At 65.3% G+C, this 16,273-nt stretch carries 14 protein-coding genes and 1 riboswitch; of the genes, 10 read left to right on the top strand and 4 right to left on the bottom strand.

What is annotated here, in order from left to right; all coding sequences use genetic code 11:
* Nucleotides 1–71 precede the first annotated feature (71 nt).
* The 4 genes from galU (at nucleotide 72) to RIC54_RS21230 (ending at nucleotide 4,538) form a co-directional block, all read left to right on the top strand.
* A complete protein-coding gene (gene galU / locus RIC54_RS21215) occupies nucleotides 72–941 on the top strand; it encodes a UTP--glucose-1-phosphate uridylyltransferase GalU (RefSeq protein ID WP_350088941.1) in 870 nt (289 codons plus the stop codon).
* 33 nt (nucleotides 942–974) lie between these two features.
* Nucleotides 975–2,318 (top strand): UDP-glucose dehydrogenase family protein, encoded by a 1,344-nt coding sequence (locus tag RIC54_RS21220; RefSeq protein ID WP_350088938.1) that lies wholly within the window; start codon nucleotides 975–977, stop codon nucleotides 2,316–2,318.
* Nucleotides 2,315–3,703, top strand: coding sequence for a phosphoglucomutase/phosphomannomutase PgmG (gene pgmG, locus RIC54_RS21225; RefSeq protein ID WP_350088935.1), 1,389 nt, complete (start codon nucleotides 2,315–2,317; stop codon nucleotides 3,701–3,703). Before RIC54_RS21220 ends, pgmG begins: the two co-directional genes overlap by 4 nt.
* 86 nt (nucleotides 3,704–3,789) lie before the next feature.
* Nucleotides 3,790–3,956, top strand: a riboswitch (FMN riboswitch).
* Nucleotides 3,957–4,034: 78 nt separating this feature from the next.
* The gene (locus RIC54_RS21230; protein WP_350088932.1) at nucleotides 4,035–4,538 is read left to right on the top strand and encodes a 6,7-dimethyl-8-ribityllumazine synthase; all 504 of its coding nucleotides are present in this window, start codon (nucleotides 4,035–4,037) and stop codon (nucleotides 4,536–4,538) included.
* 43 nt (nucleotides 4,539–4,581) lie between these two features.
* On the opposite strand, the gene RIC54_RS21235 is transcribed toward RIC54_RS21230, so the two are convergent.
* Complete coding sequence (locus RIC54_RS21235) at nucleotides 4,582–5,841, bottom strand: serine hydrolase (RefSeq protein ID WP_350088929.1); 1,260 nt, start codon at nucleotides 5,839–5,841, stop codon at nucleotides 4,582–4,584.
* A 357-nt stretch (nucleotides 5,842–6,198) separates the two neighbouring features.
* On the opposite strand from RIC54_RS21235, the gene RIC54_RS21240 reads away from it, so the two are divergent.
* The 3 genes from RIC54_RS21240 (at nucleotide 6,199) to clpA (ending at nucleotide 9,669) form a co-directional block, all read left to right on the top strand.
* Complete coding sequence (locus RIC54_RS21240) at nucleotides 6,199–6,723, top strand: phasin family protein (protein ID WP_350088926.1); 525 nt, start codon at nucleotides 6,199–6,201, stop codon at nucleotides 6,721–6,723.
* 263 nt (nucleotides 6,724–6,986) lie between these two features.
* Nucleotides 6,987–7,313: an ATP-dependent Clp protease adapter ClpS gene (clpS, locus tag RIC54_RS21245; protein ID WP_350088923.1), complete on the top strand. Its 327-nt coding sequence runs from the start codon at nucleotides 6,987–6,989 to the stop codon at nucleotides 7,311–7,313.
* A gap of 4 nt (nucleotides 7,314–7,317) precedes the next feature.
* Nucleotides 7,318–9,669, top strand: a complete 2,352-nt coding sequence (gene clpA, locus RIC54_RS21250) for an ATP-dependent Clp protease ATP-binding subunit ClpA (RefSeq protein ID WP_350088920.1) — start codon at nucleotides 7,318–7,320, stop codon at nucleotides 9,667–9,669.
* A gap of 183 nt (nucleotides 9,670–9,852) precedes the next feature.
* Here the strand turns inward: clpA and RIC54_RS21255 are convergent, their stop codons facing one another.
* From RIC54_RS21255 to RIC54_RS21265, 3 genes are all read right to left on the bottom strand, one after another.
* Complete coding sequence (locus tag RIC54_RS21255) at nucleotides 9,853–10,038, bottom strand: MerR family transcriptional regulator (protein ID WP_350088917.1); 186 nt, start codon at nucleotides 10,036–10,038, stop codon at nucleotides 9,853–9,855.
* Nucleotides 10,039–10,210: 172 nt separating this feature from the next.
* Entirely contained in the window at nucleotides 10,211–11,386 is a 1,176-nt protein-coding gene (locus RIC54_RS21260) for a GNAT family N-acetyltransferase (protein ID WP_350088914.1), read from the bottom strand.
* Between the two features lie 30 nt (nucleotides 11,387–11,416).
* On the bottom strand, nucleotides 11,417–11,884 hold the full coding sequence (locus RIC54_RS21265) for a RidA family protein (protein ID WP_350088911.1): 468 nt from the start codon (nucleotides 11,882–11,884) through the stop codon (nucleotides 11,417–11,419).
* 466 nt (nucleotides 11,885–12,350) lie between these two features.
* On the opposite strand from RIC54_RS21265, the gene RIC54_RS21270 reads away from it, so the two are divergent.
* The 3 genes from RIC54_RS21270 (at nucleotide 12,351) to RIC54_RS21280 (ending at nucleotide 16,250) form a co-directional block, all read left to right on the top strand.
* A complete protein-coding gene (locus tag RIC54_RS21270; RefSeq protein WP_350151397.1) occupies nucleotides 12,351–13,766 on the top strand; it encodes an aminotransferase family protein in 1,416 nt (471 codons plus the stop codon).
* A 74-nt stretch (nucleotides 13,767–13,840) separates the two neighbouring features.
* The gene (locus tag RIC54_RS21275) at nucleotides 13,841–15,037 is read left to right on the top strand and encodes a pentapeptide repeat-containing protein (RefSeq protein WP_350088905.1); all 1,197 of its coding nucleotides are present in this window, start codon (nucleotides 13,841–13,843) and stop codon (nucleotides 15,035–15,037) included.
* A gap of 70 nt (nucleotides 15,038–15,107) precedes the next feature.
* Nucleotides 15,108–16,250, top strand: a complete 1,143-nt coding sequence (locus RIC54_RS21280; protein ID WP_350088902.1) for an aminotransferase class V-fold PLP-dependent enzyme — start codon at nucleotides 15,108–15,110, stop codon at nucleotides 16,248–16,250.
* Nucleotides 16,251–16,273 lie beyond the last annotated feature (23 nt).

The raw sequence follows: 16,273 nt of genomic DNA on the forward strand, positions 1-16,273 counted from the left end.
GCGCGTGTCGCGGCGTTCGGGCGATAACCCGCTCCATTCCGCCGATGCGGCGGTCGATACATGAGGATTCCATGCCCGTACCCGTGCGTAAGGCAATCTTTCCCGTTGGTGGACTTGGCACCCGTTTCCTGCCGGCGACGAAGTCGATGCCGAAGGAAATGCTCACGGTCGTCGACAAGCCCTTGATCCAGTATGCGGTCGACGAGGCACGCGAAGCCGGGATCGAGGAACTGATCTTCATTACCGGCCGCGGCAAGACTGCGATCGAAGATCATTTCGACCACGCCTACGAGCTGCAGGACATGCTGACTGCGCGCGGCAAGGATGACGCCTTGCGGTTGGTCAAGGAAACCATTCCAAAGCCGGGCCAGCTTGCGTTCACCCGCCAGCAGGAGCCGCTGGGGCTGGGGCACGCGGTCTGGTGCGGGCGGAATTTTGTCGGCTCCGAGCCGGTCGCCGTTCTGCTGGCTGATGACCTGATCCTGTCGGAGAAGGGCTGCCTCAAGCAGATGATCGACATGTACAATCAGGTCGGTGGCAACATGGTCGCCCTGATGGAGGTTCCCAAGGAGCAGACCTCGTCCTACGGAGTCGTCAAGCCGGGTGACATCACCGATCGTCTGGTTGAGATCCGTGGTCTGGTCGAAAAGCCAAAGGCCGAAGAGGCGCCGTCCAATCTGGCGGTCATCGGCCGCTACATCCTGCAGCCGAAGGTTTTCGAGGATCTCGGGCGGATGGAGAAGGGCGCCGGCGGCGAGATCCAGTTGACCGACGCGCTGGCCAGACAACTCGGCTTGCAGCCGTTCAACGGCTACCTGTTCGAGGGGCGTCGCTTCGATTGCGGCAACAAGGTCGGCTTCCTGGAGGCGAACCTGGCATTCGCCCTGGATCGCGCCGACATGCGCGACGACATCACTGCGTTCCTCAAGAACTACATCTGACGGCCTGTACCGACGGGACCAAGGAGAGTTTGCATGCGCATCGCCATGATTGGGACGGGCTATGTCGGCCTCGTCACCGGCGCGTGCTTTTCGGAGTTCGGCGTCGACGTGTGCTGCGTCGACAAGGACGCCGGGAAGATTGAGCGCCTGAAGACCGGCGAGATCCCGATATTCGAACCCGGACTGGACCAGTTGGTCGACAGCAATGTCAAAGCGGGCCGGCTGTCGTTCACGACCGACCTGAAGGCCGCGGTCGACGGCGCAGACGCGGTGTTCATCGCCGTCGGCACGCCGAGCCGCCGTGGCGACGGTCACGCCGACCTGTCGTACGTGTACGCGGCGGCGCGCGAGATCGCCGAGGCGTTGACCGGTTACGCGGTGGTCGTCACCAAGTCGACGGTGCCGGTCGGCACTGGCCGCGAGGTAGAGGCGATCATCCGCGAATGCCGCCCTGACGCCGAGTTCGATGTCTGTTCGAACCCGGAGTTCCTGCGGGAAGGGGCGGCGATCAACGATTTCATGCGTCCCGACCGGGTGGTGCTGGGCGCCACCTCCGAGCGCGCCCGCGATGTGATGAAGGCGCTGTACCGCCCTCTCTACCTGATTGAGACTCCCATCGTGTTCACCTCGCTGGAGACCAGCGAGATGATCAAGTACGCGGCCAACACCTTCCTCGCCACCAAGATCACGTTCATCAACGAGATCGCCGACCTGTGCGAGAAGATCGGGGCCGACGTGCACGACGTCGCTCGCGGCATTGGCCTGGATGGCCGGATCGGCCGGAAGTTCCTGCACCCGGGGCCGGGCTACGGGGGATCATGCTTCCCGAAGGACACCCTGGCGCTGGTCAAGACCGCCCAGGATTTCGGCGCGCCGCTGCGGATCATCGAGACCGTCGTCGACGTGAACGACCGGCGCAAGCGGGCAATGGCCGACCGGATCGTCGCCGCCTGTGGCGGTTCGGTGGACGGCAAGACCGTGGCCGTGCTGGGCCTGACCTTCAAGCCGAACACCGACGACATGCGTGACAGCCCGGCGCTCGACATCGTCCCGGCGCTGCAGGCCGCAGGCGCAACCGTGCGGGCCTATGACCCCGAGGGCATGGACGAGGCTGTGAAGCTGATGGATGGCATCAAGTACGGCCAGAGCGCCTACGAGGCGATGGATGGTGCCGACGCGGTGGCGATCGTGACCGAGTGGAACGAGTTCCGTTCGCTCGACTTTGCCCGCATGAAGAAGCTGCTCAAGGCGCCCGTCGTGGTCGACCTGCGAAACGTCTACGACCCGAAGGACATGCGCGCCGCCGGGTTCCAGTATACCTGCATCGGTCGCGGCACCGACCGCCCCGCCCGCTCAGTCTCGGAGGCTGCCCAATGATCGGTGCCCATCGCTTCGATCCGACCATCCTGCGCGAGTACGACGTTCGCGGCGTGGTCGGCAAGACCCTTTCGCCAACCGACGCCGAGGCATTGGGCCGTGCATTCGGCACCTGCGTGCGTCGCAACGGCGGCAAGCGGGTGACGGTCGGCCGTGACGGGCGCCTGTCGTCCCCGGACATGGAAGCCGGGGTGGTTGCCGGCCTGCGCGCCGCCGGGATCGACGTACTTCGTGTCGGCGGTTGCCCGACGCCGGGGCTGTATTTCTCGGTCTACGAGTTGAAGGCCGACGGCGGGATCATGATCACCGGCTCGCACAATCCGCCGGATTACAACGGCTTCAAGATGATGATCGGCACCAAGCCGTTCTTCGGTGCCGACATCCAGACGCTGGGTCCGATCGCGGCCGAGGGATCATACGCCGAGGGCAACGGCTCGGTCGAAGACGTCGATCTGTTCGAGGCCTATGTCGCGCGCTTGCTGAAGGACTACCGACCGGGCAAGCCCCTGACTGTGGTCTGGGACTGCGGCAACGGCGCTACCGGACCGGCGGTCGAGGCGCTGGTCGCGCGCTTGCCGGGAACCCACAAGGTGCTGTTCCCGGAAGTCGACGGCACGTTCCCGAACCATCACCCGGACCCGACGGTCCCGGAGACCTTGGAAATCCTGCGGGAAGCTGTGGCCGAGGCGGGCGCCGACCTCGGAATCGCCTTTGACGGCGATGGCGACCGGATCGGCGTGATCGACGAGAAGGGGCGTGTCCTCTGGGGCGACCAGTTGGTGGCGATCTATGCCACCGAGATCCTGGCCGAGCATCCCGGCGCGACCGTGATTGCCGACGTGAAGGCCAGCCAGGTGCTGTACGACCGGATCGCGGAGTTGGGCGGCAAGCCATTGATGTGGAAGACCGGTCATTCGCTGATCAAGACCAAGATGGCGGAGACCGGTGCCCCGCTGGCCGGCGAGATGAGCGGCCACCTGTTCTTCAAGGATCGCTACTACGGCTTTGACGACGCCCTGTACGCCGCCATACGCCTGCTGTCGCTGCTGGCCCGTTCGGACCGGCCGGTATCGGCGATGCGCGACGATCTTCCGGAGGTCATGAACACGCCGGAAGTCCGGTTTCCCTGCTCGGAGGAACGCAAGTTCGCCGTCGTGGCCGAGGTCAAGGCGGCCTTGGCCGGGCAGAAGGGCATCCAGGTCAACGACGTCGACGGCGTGCGGGTGACGTCAGCGGACGGCTGGTGGCTGCTGCGGGCGTCGAACACCCAGGATGTCCTGGTGGCGCGATGCGAGTCGAAGACCGAGGCCGGGCTGGAGCGCCTCAAGGGCCAACTCCGGGCCGCTCTCGGCGGTGTTGGGATCGCGGCACCCGAAACGTTCTGATGAGCATTGGCCCCGCTCACGCATGGCCGTTGGCGGTTGAACGCCTGCCGTGCTACGGGAACGTGTCGGCCCGATGCCCGGGCCGGCAGCGTTCTCGGGGCGGGGTGAAACTCCCCACCGGCGGTGACGATCGACGGGACCTGTGTTCCGGATATCTCAGCCCGCGAGCGCCCGTCACCTTTCGGTGATGGGGTCAGCAGATTCGGTGTGATTCCGAAGCCGACGGTCACAGTCCGGATGGAAGAGAACGGGATTGGAGTCGGTTGCGGCTGGTCTGCATCCGACTGGCACGCCCGTGCGCCCTGATTCAGATCCAACGGTGGAGATCACCATGAATCAGAGTTCACCCGAAGAAATCTCGAACACCAACTCCGGCGGTATCGTGCCGCCGGGCCGGATCGCGTTCGTCCGTGCCGGATGGCATGAGGACCTGCTCGAGCACGCGTGGCGGGCTTTCGGGGATACCATGGCCGGGGGAGGATGGTCGCGTGAAGCCACCGACCTGGTCCGAGTGCCCGGCGCCTTCGAGATCCCACTGCGCTGCCGCCTGCTTGCCGAAAGCGGCCAGTACCGCGCGATCGTGGCCAGCGCGCTGGTGGTCGATGGCGGCATCTACCGTCACGAGTTCGTCGCCAACGCCGTCATCAACGGCCTGATGACGGTTCAACTGGACAGTCGGGTGCCGGTACTGTCGGCGGTGCTGACGCCGCATCATTTCCACGAGCACGCCGAGCACCACGGGTTCTTCGCGGAGCATATGGCGGTCAAGGGTGCCGAAGTGGCCAGGGCCTGTCTGGCAGTGCTGGAGCAGGATCGTCAGGTCCGCGCGGCCTGACCCTGAATCCGGGCGACGTCGCCCTGCCGGCGGTCGTCGCCCGTCAGCCCTTCTTCGAACCGGATGCCATGGTGATCTCGGTCTGACCCGGGACCGGGACGCAGGGCAACTGCTTGCGCTTCAGGCTGAGGCAGGCGGTGCGAGCTTCTTCCTCGCTCAAGCCGAACAGCCGCGCCCGATAGATCGTGCCGCTCTTGCGGTCGAGCGGCTCCACCAGCACGTCCGTCCCGGTCAGCAGGTCCGTCAGATGGCCGCGGGCCAAGGCGATGGAACGCTGTGCACGGATCTCAGTCGCATAGGCGCCGACCTGAATACCCCACTCGGCACCTTCGTCGCGTGAGCCGGACTCGACCTCCGGAGCGACCTGGACGAGAGCGTGAACCGGATTGGTGCTGTCGACCGATACGGTTTCAATGGACGCCAGTTGTACTTCGCGTTCCGGCCGAGGGTGGGGAAGCGGTGGTACGATGTGGGCGACCCGGATCTCATCCACCTTCTCGAAGCCCGACGTCAGCAACCGCTTCATGTGCCGGTCGCGCAGCGGTCCGCTGCGGCCGCCGAACACCACGCCGATCAACCGACGGCCGTTGCGTTCGACCGAGGCTACGAGATTGAAACCCGATGCGCCGATGTAGCCGGTCTTGATGCCGTCGGTGCCTTCGTAGTGCCCCAACAGCTTGTTGTGGTTCCCGTACTGCCGACCGTTCCAATGGAAGCTGCGGGTCGAGAAGTAGGCGTATTCCTTGGGGAAATCCCGGCGGATGGCCAGGGCCAGCATCGCCATGTCGAAGGCGGTGCTGATCTGCTTGGGGTGGTGCAGGCCGGACGCGTTGCGGAACGTCGTGTTGCGCATGCCGAGGCGGCGAGCCTTGTCGGTCATCAACCGGGCAAACCGGACCTCGGTCTCGCCGAGGGCTTCGGCGACCACGACCGCCACGTCGTTGGCTGACTTGGTCACGAGCGCCAGGATGGCGTCCTTGGCACGGATGCTGTCGCCCGGCTGCAGGCCAAGCTTCGACGGCGCCTGTCCGGCCGCCCGCGCGGACACCTTGAGTCGCTGGTTCAGCGAGATCTTGCCGCTCTCGATCGCGTCGAACAGCATGTAAAGGGTCATGATCTTGGTCAGTGATGCCGGATGCCGCTCGGCGGCAGCCTGCCGCTCGAACAGAATGGTTCCGGTATCGGCATCCAGTATGAGCGCTGCGTACTTCGCGGCGGCCTCAGCCTGCGCCGTCGGTGAGGCGACCAGCCAGAACAGACCAAGAAATATCGTTGCCAGGATCCGGACGCTGGATCGCGTCATGAGCGTCACCCCTGCGTGCTGTCGTCGCTACCGAACCGTCAGCACCGGGACCCCGCCCGTCACCCGACGAATCCCTGAGATCCTAGATCCCGGATGAAGGTTTGTCCATAACCAATTGATTCAATGCTCGAAGTCAGCGCTTCGGGTTCGTGCGGGGATAGGAGTGTCCGATGTGATGCGCAGACGCGAGATGTTGTGTCGGAGACCGTGATCATCATGTTGATCTTGTGAGATTAAAAATTTTTGTGCAATGCACAATAAATCATCTTGAACTTGCCGGCGGATTAACTATCTTCCGCGTTATGTTGCGCTGCACAATCGCAACCGAGAAATTCGATCAAGACGATGGAGCGAGCCATGACCAGCAAGAAGACCACGACGGCGGCGACGCCGGTTGATGCCGCGGTTACCGCGAGCAAGGAGACCCTCGAGCAGATGACCAAGATCGGCCAGGAGACCGCCCAGAAGAATCTGGAGCAGGCGGTCACCATGGCGAAGGAGAACGTCGAGAAGGCCTCGCAGACCGTGTTCAAGGGCTATGACCAGTTCAACACGCTGGCGCAGGGCAACTACGACGCGGTGTCCAAGTCCTTTGGCATCGTGTCCAAGGGCCTGGAGGATGTGTCCAAGGCGTGGATGGCGTTCACGCAGAGCACCGTCGACTCGACTGTCGGCTTCAGCAAGCAGGTTCTGGCTGCGAAGTCGCTGAACGAGGTCGTCGACATGCAGAACACGTTCACCAAGTCGGCTTTCGACGCGTTTGTCGCCGAGGGCACGAAGATCTCCGAGATGTCGGTGAAGACCGCCAGCCAGGCGATCGAGCCGTTGAAGGCGCGGGTCGACGAGACCGTCGAGACGCTGAGCCGTCCGCTCGCCGCCTAAGCGATCTCCGACGCGAAAGCGAGTCCACCGCCACATTGGCGGTGCGAGGAGGCCCGGCCGATTTTTCGGCCGGGCCTTTTTCATTGCGCGTGCGAAGGCCATATAACACTCCTGGCCGCGAGTCGCGGTTGTCGCTGGTCGGTTGGACGGGTCGCTCGTTCGGCGCCCCCTTTCCGCAACCCCGACAAATCTCATATGCTGGGTACCAGCGGCATTGGAGGACAGCCATTCCCTCGAGAACGAACCCATTCCGGACGATTGTGATGAGCGACGACGAGCGCGGTACCGGCGGCCGGCCGACGACTGGCGTGGTGGTGAAAACCCGCCCGAAGACCAAGAAGCCGTCGATGTACAAGGTCATCATGCTGAACGACGACTACACCCCGATGGAGTTCGTCGTTCACATCATAGAAAGGTTTTTCGGGAAAAGTAGGGAGGAGGCGACACAGATCATGCTGCACGTGCACCAGCGGGGCGTCGGTATATGCGGGGTCTACACGTACGAAGTCGCCGAGACGAAGGTGACGCAGGTAATGGATTTCGCACGCCAGCATCAGCACCCACTACAGTGCACCCTGGAGAAAGATTGACACCATGCTCTCCAAGAATCTCGAACAGAGCCTGCATCGCGCGCTAGGCATCGCGAACGAGAAGCATCACGAGTACGCGACTCTTGAGCACCTGCTCTACGCGCTGAGCGAGGATCAGGACGCCTTGGCGGTCCTGAAGGCCTGCGGGGTCGATGTCGACAAGCTGCGGCTCGACCTGATGACCTACATCGACACCGAGCTGAACGGCCTGGTCGGCGCCGCAATGGAGGATGCCAAGCCAACCGCCGGGTTCCAGCGGGTCGTGCAGCGAGCCGTGATCCACGTTCAGTCGTCGGGCCGGGAAGAGGTGACCGGTGCCAACGTGATGGTGGCGTTGCTTTCGGAGCGCGAGAGCCATGCGGTCTACTTCCTGCAGGAGCAGGAGATGACCCGGTTCGACGCGGTCAGCTACATCAGTCACGGCATTGCCAAGGTCCACGGCCAAGCCGGCAACGAACAGCGCAAGGTCGACGGCGCCGACGAGCAGGCGAAGGCCGACCAGGTCAACAAGCAGGGCCACGAGGCGCTGGACGCGTACTGCGTCGACCTCAACACCAAGGCGGCGGCAGGCAAGATCGACCCGCTGATCGGCCGCGAGAAGGAGGTCGACCGGACGATCCAAATCCTGTGCCGGCGCACCAAGAACAACCCGCTGTTCGTCGGCGATCCCGGGGTCGGCAAGACGGCGATCGCCGAGGGACTGGCCAAGCGCATCGTCGATGGCGATGTGCCGGAGGTCCTGATCAACAACCGCATCTTCGCGCTCGACATGGGCGCGCTGCTGGCCGGCACCCGCTACCGCGGCGATTTCGAGGAGCGGCTCAAGGCGGTTGTCAACGAGCTGGAGCAGAATCCGCACGCCATCCTGTTCATCGATGAAATCCACACGGTGATTGGCGCGGGGGCGACGTCCGGCGGCGCGATGGATGCCTCCAATCTGCTGAAGCCGGCCCTGCAGTCCGGCGGGCTGCGCTGCATCGGCTCGACCACCTACAAGGAGTACCGCGGCTACTTCGAGAAGGATCGGGCCCTGGTGCGGCGGTTCCAGAAGATCGACGTGAACGAGCCGTCGATCGACGACACCATCAAGATCCTCAAGGGCTTGAAGCCGTACTACGAGAAACACCACAACGTCCGCTACACGGCGGATGCGTTGAAGACGGCGGTGGAACTGTCGGCGAAGTACATCGGCGACCGCAAGCTGCCGGACAAGGCGATCGACATCATCGACGAGGTCGGCGCAGCGCAGATGCTGGTACCGGTGTCGCGTCGTCGCAAGACCATCGGAGTGAAGGAGATCGAGGAGATCGTGGCGATGATCGCCCGGATCCCTCCAAAGAGCGTGTCGACCGACGACAAGACGGTGCTGGCCAATCTGGAGCGGGATCTCAAGACCGTGGTGTTCGGTCAGGACTCGGCGATCGCTTCGCTCTCCTCGGCGATCAAGCTGGCCCGGGCCGGGCTGCGCGAGTCGGAGAAGCCGATCGGCAGCTACCTGTTCTCCGGTCCGACCGGCGTCGGCAAGACCGAGGTGGCGCGCCAGCTTGCCCTCACCCTGGGCGTGGAACTGATCCGCTTCGACATGTCCGAGTACATGGAGCGTCACAGCGTCAGCCGCCTGATCGGTGCGCCGCCGGGATATGTCGGCTTCGACCAGGGTGGCCTGCTGACCGACCAGATCGACCAGCATCCGCACTGCGTGCTGCTGCTCGACGAGATCGAGAAGGCGCATCCCGACCTGTTCAACGTCCTGCTGCAGGTCATGGATCATGGCAAGCTGACCGACCACAACGGCAAATCGGTCGACTTCCGGAACGTCATCCTGATCATGACCACCAATGCCGGTGCCGCGGACCTCGCCAAGGAAGCGATCGGCTTCGGACGGTCGGTCCGGGAGGGCGACGACACCGAGGCGATCAACCGGATGTTCACGCCGGAGTTCCGCAACCGTCTCGACGCGATCGTCGGGTTCAAGGCCCTGTCGCCGGAGACCATCGACCGGGTCGTCGACAAGTTCGTCATGCAGCTTGAAGCGCAACTGGCCGACCGCGGCGTGTCGATCGAACTCACCCAGGCGGCGCGCGGCTGGCTGGCCAAGCGCGGCTACGACCGGCTGTATGGGGCCCGGCCGCTGGCCCGGGTCATCCAGGAGCACGTCAAGAAGCCGCTGGCCGAGGAACTGCTGTTCGGCAAGCTGGTCAAAGGTGGCTTGGTGCGCGTCGACATGGTGGACGACGGATTGGTGTTCGACATCGGCGAGGAGCCGAAGACCGGTCGTCCGTCGACCAGGAAGAACGACGACTCCGACGGTGGTTCCGGCGGCGATCCGGCCAAGGTTCCGGAACTGGTGCCCTGACGGGCCTTCTGCGCGCCATGCATTGAAGACGGGCGGTCCCTTGGGCCGCCCGTTTTGCATTCAAGCACAAGCGCAACGATCGGAGGCTTGGATGCCAGAAACACCAAAGCCCCGCCGGGGCGGGGCTCGTGGAGCGACTTTGTCGCCGCCCGCTCGGCGGGCGGCGAGACTTCCGTCAGGCGATCAGGCCGCCTTCTTGAAGCCTTCGGACGCCAATGCGGCCTCAAGGGCCCAGGGGTCGATCCGAACCGTCTCGGCCATGATGGCCGACACATTGCCGTGGTTGGCGGCGAGTTTGAGAACCGTGTCGAGCCCGAGGCCCGTCTGTTCGGCCGCTTCGAGCGGCGTCAGCACATGAGTGTCGCGCATTGTGCGACCTCCCTTCATCTCAATCGTTTTCGCATAAGCATGCTGGCGAATGGCATCACACCAGTTCGTCCACGGCTTGGATATTGGGGCTGATACGTAGCAACGCAAGGCGTGTGTTATCGAACCGTGACAGGTTTTGAGGTTATGTTGCAGTGCAGCAACACATCGCCGGTCACCCTTCGCTCCGAAACGGTGATTCGGCTTCGATCATCGCCTTTTCGTGCAGAACCTGCCGGCGTTCCCGCACCACGAAGTCGGCCACGGCGTCGCGCAGGCGAGGATCGGCGATGAAGTGCGCGCTGTAGGTTTCGACCGGCAGATAGCCGCGTTGCAGCTTGTGCGGGCCCTGGGCTCCGGCCTCGACCTTCGCCAGGCCGCGCTCGATCGCGAAATCGATGGCCTGATAGTAGCAGGCTTCGAAATGCAGGAACCGGTAGTCCTCCGTGCAGCCCCAGTTGCGGCCATACAGCGTGTCGTCGCCGATCAGGTTCAGCGCACCGGCAACCGGGGTTCCGTCACGTTCGGCGACCACCAGCAGCACGCGCTCGGCCAGGCGCTCGCTCAGCAGCGCGAAGAACCGGCGGTTCAGGTACGGCGAGCCCCATTTCCGGTCCGAGGTGTCGATGTAGAAGTGAAAGAACGCGTCCCAGTGCCGGTCCTGGATGTCGGAGCCGGTCAAGCGGCGGATCGTCAGGCCGCTCTCGGCAACCGCTCGGCGCTCCTTGCGGATCGCCTTGCGCTTGCGAGATGACAACGCCGCGAGGAAGGCGTCGAAGTCAGCATACCCGTCGTTCGACCAATGGAACTGCAGGCCGGTTCGCTGCAGAAACCCGAAGCCGCCGAGTCGCTCCCACTGCGCGCGCGGCAGGAAATTGATGTGGGCCGATGACGCGCCGAGGCGTTCCAGCAATCCGACGATACCGCCGGCCAGGATCTCTTCGACCGTCGCCCGGTCGACGCCGGGCCGGACCAGCATCCGCGGTCCGGGCACCGGCGTGAACGGGACGGCCGACAGCAGTTTCGGATAGTAGCGCCCGCCGGCCCGCTCGTAGGCGTCGGCCCACCCCCAGTCGAACACGTACTCGCCGTGTGAATGGCCTTTGAGGTACAGGGGCATCGCCCCGACCACGCGTCCGGCCGGGTCCTCGACGATCAGGTGCCGGGGCAACCAGCCCGTCTCGGCGGCGACCGAGCCGCTGTCTTCCAGCGCCGACAGGAATGCGTGGCTCAGGAACGGGTTGGCGGTGCCGGCGCAGGCGTCCCAGGCGTCGGCCGGCACATCCTTGATGCCGGCCACCACCTTGACGGCCGCCTCGATTCCGCCGCCCGCGTCGTCACCATCCGGCATCGCCTTGCCCCGATCGGGTCGATGGGGCGGTCAAGCGATCTCGAAGACCGCCTCGACCTCAACCGCCACGCCGCGCGGCAGGCTGTTGGTGCCGACGGCGAACCGGGCGTGCCGGCCCTTGTCCCCGAACGCCGCGACCATCAGGTCGGAGGCGCCGTTGATGACTTCCGGTTGCTCGGTGTAGCCGTCGACGCAGGCGACGAAGCCGCCGAGCTTCACCACCCGGACCACCCGGTCGAGGTCGCCGTCGCAGGCGGCCTTGGCCTGGGCGATCAGGTTGATCGCGCAGATCTTGGCGATCGCCTGGGCCTGCTGTGTGGTCAAATCCTTGCCGACCGTGCCGACGCCCTCGATCTTGCCGGCCACCACCGGAACCTGTCCGGAAACGAAGACAAGGTTTCCGGATCGTACGAAGGGAACGTAATTGGCGGCGGGGGCGGCTGGCGTCGGAATCTCGATGCCGAGCTCTTTCAGGCGTCCGTCGACGGTGCCGGGCATGGTGTCACTCCAGATGAGTTGGAACAGGATCGTGGCCGGAGCCTACCCGCCATCGGGGGGATGATGCCAGCGGGCAACAGGATGAAATTGTCACTGTAGGATCGACGAAAAAGCCGGGTGCGCCACGATGGGGGCGGCGCACCCGCCAGTTTGGACGACAGAGGTTCGTCCTAGGAGCTTCACAGGGTGGTGGGAGCGGCGGAACACGGGATATTGCCACTCCCGGCTTCCGCCGCCGGGGTAGCGGCGAAACCGGTGCCGTCCGTGACCAGAGCTCCATCAGTCCCGAACGGAATCGACGAATGATATGCGATATATTGTATGATGACATGATGGGAGGCACAATATTTATCTGCTCGTCGATCGCAACTTTGTACGCGTTTCCAGACCGCCCGATCGCTTGAATCAGCTTGGCGTGTCCACTTGGCGGCGCCACACTCCGGCAACCGCCGACAGGGGACCTGCAATGACCGAACTGCGTCGCAACGCCTTGGATGCCGCACTGGAACAACCGACGCCGGCGCTCGGCACCCTGCCGCGCGGCGAGCCCGTCCAGGTGTTTGCCGTCCCCCAGGGGACGCCGGCCCGGCCGCGGATCGATCGCGCCGAAGGCATCTACATGTGGGACATCTCGGGACGGCGCTACATCGACGCTGGATCCGGACCGGTTGCCTGCAACATCGGGTACGGCAACCGGCGGGTTCTCGACGCGCTGCAGCGGCAGGCGGAAGCGGCGGCCTTCGCCAATCCATCGACCTTCGAGAGCGCGGCCAATCGGCTGTTCGCCGAACGCCTGACGGAGGCGGCCGGGCCCGGATACGAGCGGGTTTTCGTGGTTTCCGGCGGTTCCGAGGCGAACGAGGCTGCGCTCAAGCTGGCCCGCCAGATGGCGGTGGCGCGCGGCGACACCTCCCGGTGGAAGGTCATCTCCCGCCAGCCGTCCTACCACGGCGGCACGCTTGGGGCACTGTCGGTGACCGGAGACCTGTCGGCCCACGACATGTTCGGGCCGATGATGCAGGTGATGCCGAAGGTACCGGCGCCGATCACCTATCGGATTCCCGACGGGTTCGACCAGGAGAGCTGGGCCGAGCACTGTGCCGAGGTCCTGGACCGGACGATCGTTGACGAAGGTCCCGGCGGTGTTCTGGCGTTCATTCAGGAACCGGTCGGCGGCCTCGCCACGGGGGCGCTGGTGCCGCACGCGGCCTACATGCGGCGGGTGCGCGAGATCTGCGACCGCCATGGCGTCATCCTGATCCACGACGAGGTGATGAGCGGCGGGGGGCGGACGGGTGCCTTCCTGTCGCACGAACACTGGCCGGACTGCCGACCCGACCTGGTTGTGATGGCCAAGGGAGTGGGTGCCGGATACTTCCCATTGGGCCTGGTTCTGGCCCCGCGCGATCGGGTGGCGGAGATCGCCGAAAGCGGCGGATTCATGCACGGGCATACCGCCCACGGCAATCCGCTGGCCTGCGCCGTCGGCCTCGCGGTGCTTGAGGAAACCCTGGAGCGGGGGCTGATCGCCAACGCCGCGGCCCAGGGCGCGCGCCTGCGTGCGCGCCTGGACGCGCTGGTCGAACTGTCGCCGATCGTGGGCGACGTGCGTGGCAAGGGATTGCTGATGGCGCTCGAACTGGTCAAGGACAAGGCGCGCAAGACCCCGTTCGCGTCCTCGGCGATGGCGGCCGGTACCTTGGCGAAGGTTGCGATGGAGCAGGGCCTCATCCTCTACCAGCGTCGGACCAATGCCGGCCGCGACGGCGACTGGGTGATGATTTCGCCGCCCCTGATCGCCACGGAGGCGGAGATTGACCTGATCGCCGACGGTATCGAGACCGCGGTCCGGGAAACCGCCCGGCGCCTTGGCGTGGCCTGAGCGGAACGGCTGCCGGGGGAGTGGTGTTAACGGCTCTTTAAGCACCTGTGCGGTACTCTGCTCCAATGACGCGAGTGTCTTTCACCCCTCATGACGTGGTGTTCAGAAAGCTTGCTGCCCATCGGCGCTGGATCGATGGCGCAGCCGATGGGCAACCTGCGTCGTTTGCGAACGCCAACCTGTTCGGATTCGACTTTACCGGTTCCGATCTGCGGGAGGTCGACTTCGCCGGCGCGGCCCTGCAGGGCGCCCGGTTCGTCGGTGCCGACCTGACCCGTGCGGTTCTGGCCGGAGCGGATCTGTCGGGTGTGAGTTTCCGCAACGCCGTGCTTCTTGAAGCCGATCTGACCGGTGCGCGTCTCGTAGGCGCCGTGTTCGAGGGAGCCGATCTTCGTGGTGTTTCGTTGCGCGGCGCGACGGGCGCGTCGGCTGAGCCGGCCAGCGAGGACTCGCCGCGCCGCGAAGCGGTGACATTTGCCGGTGCACGGATGCATCGCGCCAACCTGTCCGGTGCCAAGTTCGAGAACGTGGTGCTCGCCCAGACCGACTTGACCGGTGCAAATCTGGAGCGGGCGTCGCTGCGTCGGGCGTCGATGTCCGGCGCGGTGCTGCGCAACGCAATCCTGATCGACGCTGATCTGAGCCACGCGGACCTGACGGATTCCCTGGTGACCGGTGCCGACCTGTCCGGCGCGCAACTGGACGGGGCGACCGTCGAGCGTGCCAACTTCGTCGGCGCCCGGTTGCGGGACGTGGATCTGAGCCGTGTCGACACGTCCAAGGCGCGTCTGACGCCGCCGACCGATTCCGTGACGACCGAGATCCAACGAACCCTGATCGACCACGACCGCTGGGTCCGCAGTGAGGGACGCCGTGGCTCACGGGCGTCGCTGGACGGCGTGGACCTGACCGATGCCGATCTGCGCGGTCTCAACCTGTCCGGCGCCGATCTGCGCGGCGCGGTGCTGCGGCGTGCGCTGCTCACCGACGCTCTGCTGGTGCTGGCGGACCTGTCGGGCGCCGACCTGACCCTGGCGTCGCTGGCGCGCTGCAACCTGTCGGGCGCCAATCTTGCCGGGGCCAACCTCGGACGCGCCGATCTGACCGATGCGATCCTGACGGCCGCGCCGATCCTCTCGCAGGCCGGGGCCGACACCGGGCGACGGCAACAGACCCGGCTGGTCGGCGCCGATCTGACCGGTGCGGTCCTTGATCGCGCCGACCTCAGCGACACCAATCTGGCGGCCGAGGCCGCCGGCAGGGACGGGTAAGCGCTGACCGGCTTAACACCGGGGAGATGTGCTTCTAGAGTTGACCGCATTTTCCAGCAGGAGCGGTCGGATGTCCCTTGGCAGTCAGAAGCATCTTTTCGATCTGCCCGACGGGGTGGTCTACATGAACTGTGCGGCGCAGGGTCCGGCGCCGATCGCCGCGCGGGACGTCGGCCGACGGGCGGTCGATCGCAAGGCGCGGCCGTGGGATCCTGAGCGGCAGAAGCTCGGCGCCGAGATGGAGCGGACCCGGGCGCTGTTCGCCGGCTTCATCGGCGCGACCGCCAACGACATCGCCCTGACCGGGGCGACCAGCTACGGCATGGCGGTCGCGGCGGCCAACGTTCGGATTGAACGGGGCCAGGCGATCGTGATGATCGAGGGACAGTTTCCATCGAACTACTACATCTGGCAGCGCGTTGCCGCGCGAGACGGTGGCCGCGTCGTCATCGTCCCGCGTCCGTCCGACGGCGACTGGACCAGTGCCGTCCTGCAGCACCTTGGCCCCGACACCGGGCTGGTGGCGCTACCCAATGTTCATTGGACCGACGGCGGCGTCATCGATCTGGTACCGGTGGCCGATGCGGTTCATGCGATCGGCGCAATCCTGGTGATCGACGCGACCCAGTCGATCGGGGTCTGCCCGTTCGACGTCGGGCGGATCGACCCGGACTACGTCGCATGCTCGGCGTACAAGTGGCTGCTGTCGCCCGATCAGGCGGGCTATCTCTACGTTGCGCCGCGTCGCCAGGAAGGCGAACCGATCGAGCACAACCACGCGACCCGAATCGGCGATGGTCCGATGACGCTGTCACCCGGCTATGGCGATCGTTTCAAGGCTGGTGCGTCTCGGTTCGACCAGGGGACCGCCGACGCCATGATCGACGTGCCGATCGCGGCCGCGTCCATGGAGCAGATCACCGCGTGGGGCGTCGAGGCGATCGCGGCCACAATGGAGCCGCTGATCGATGCGATCGCCGATCGGGCTGAGGAGCGCGGCTGGCGGGTGCCGCCGAAGGCTCATCGCTCGCCCCATTTCATCGGGATCAGATTGGGGGAGACACCCGAACTTGATCTGGCCGACCGCATGGCTGCCGAAGGGGTGTACGTGAGCCTGCGCGACAGCCGCGTGCGCGTTGCGCCCTACATATTCAACGATCTGTCGGATGTGGACGTTCTCTTCGAGGTGTTCGACCGCCAGCTGGCTCGCTAGCGCGGGCGCCGTGTCGGAAGCCG

It is taken from the genome of Thalassobaculum sp. (assembly GCF_040219215.1).
Lineage (GTDB): Bacteria > Pseudomonadota > Alphaproteobacteria > Thalassobaculales > Thalassobaculaceae > Thalassobaculum_A.

Bases quoted from the DNA above. Each gene is read 5' to 3' on its own strand.
- RIC54_RS21280 (WP_350088902.1), top strand. From the start codon at position 15,108: ATGTCCCTTGGCAGTCAGAAGCATCTTTTCGATCTGCCCGACGGGGTG.
- RIC54_RS21255 (WP_350088917.1), bottom strand. From the start codon at position 10,038: ATGCGCGACACTCATGTGCTGACGCCGCTCGAAGCGGCCGAACAGACG.
- pgmG (WP_350088935.1), top strand. From the start codon at position 2,315: ATGATCGGTGCCCATCGCTTCGATCCGACCATCCTGCGCGAGTACGAC.
- clpS (WP_350088923.1), top strand. From the start codon at position 6,987: ATGAGCGACGACGAGCGCGGTACCGGCGGCCGGCCGACGACTGGCGTG.
- RIC54_RS21220 (WP_350088938.1), top strand. From the start codon at position 975: ATGCGCATCGCCATGATTGGGACGGGCTATGTCGGCCTCGTCACCGGC.
- RIC54_RS21260 (WP_350088914.1), bottom strand. From the start codon at position 11,386: ATGCCGGATGGTGACGACGCGGGCGGCGGAATCGAGGCGGCCGTCAAG.
- RIC54_RS21235 (WP_350088929.1), bottom strand. From the start codon at position 5,841: ATGACGCGATCCAGCGTCCGGATCCTGGCAACGATATTTCTTGGTCTG.
- clpA (WP_350088920.1), top strand. From the start codon at position 7,318: ATGCTCTCCAAGAATCTCGAACAGAGCCTGCATCGCGCGCTAGGCATC.
- galU (WP_350088941.1), top strand. From the start codon at position 72: ATGCCCGTACCCGTGCGTAAGGCAATCTTTCCCGTTGGTGGACTTGGC.
- RIC54_RS21240 (WP_350088926.1), top strand. From the start codon at position 6,199: ATGACCAGCAAGAAGACCACGACGGCGGCGACGCCGGTTGATGCCGCG.
- RIC54_RS21230 (WP_350088932.1), top strand. From the start codon at position 4,035: ATGAATCAGAGTTCACCCGAAGAAATCTCGAACACCAACTCCGGCGGT.
- RIC54_RS21265 (WP_350088911.1), bottom strand. From the start codon at position 11,884: ATGCCCGGCACCGTCGACGGACGCCTGAAAGAGCTCGGCATCGAGATT.
- RIC54_RS21270 (WP_350151397.1), top strand. From the start codon at position 12,351: ATGACCGAACTGCGTCGCAACGCCTTGGATGCCGCACTGGAACAACCG.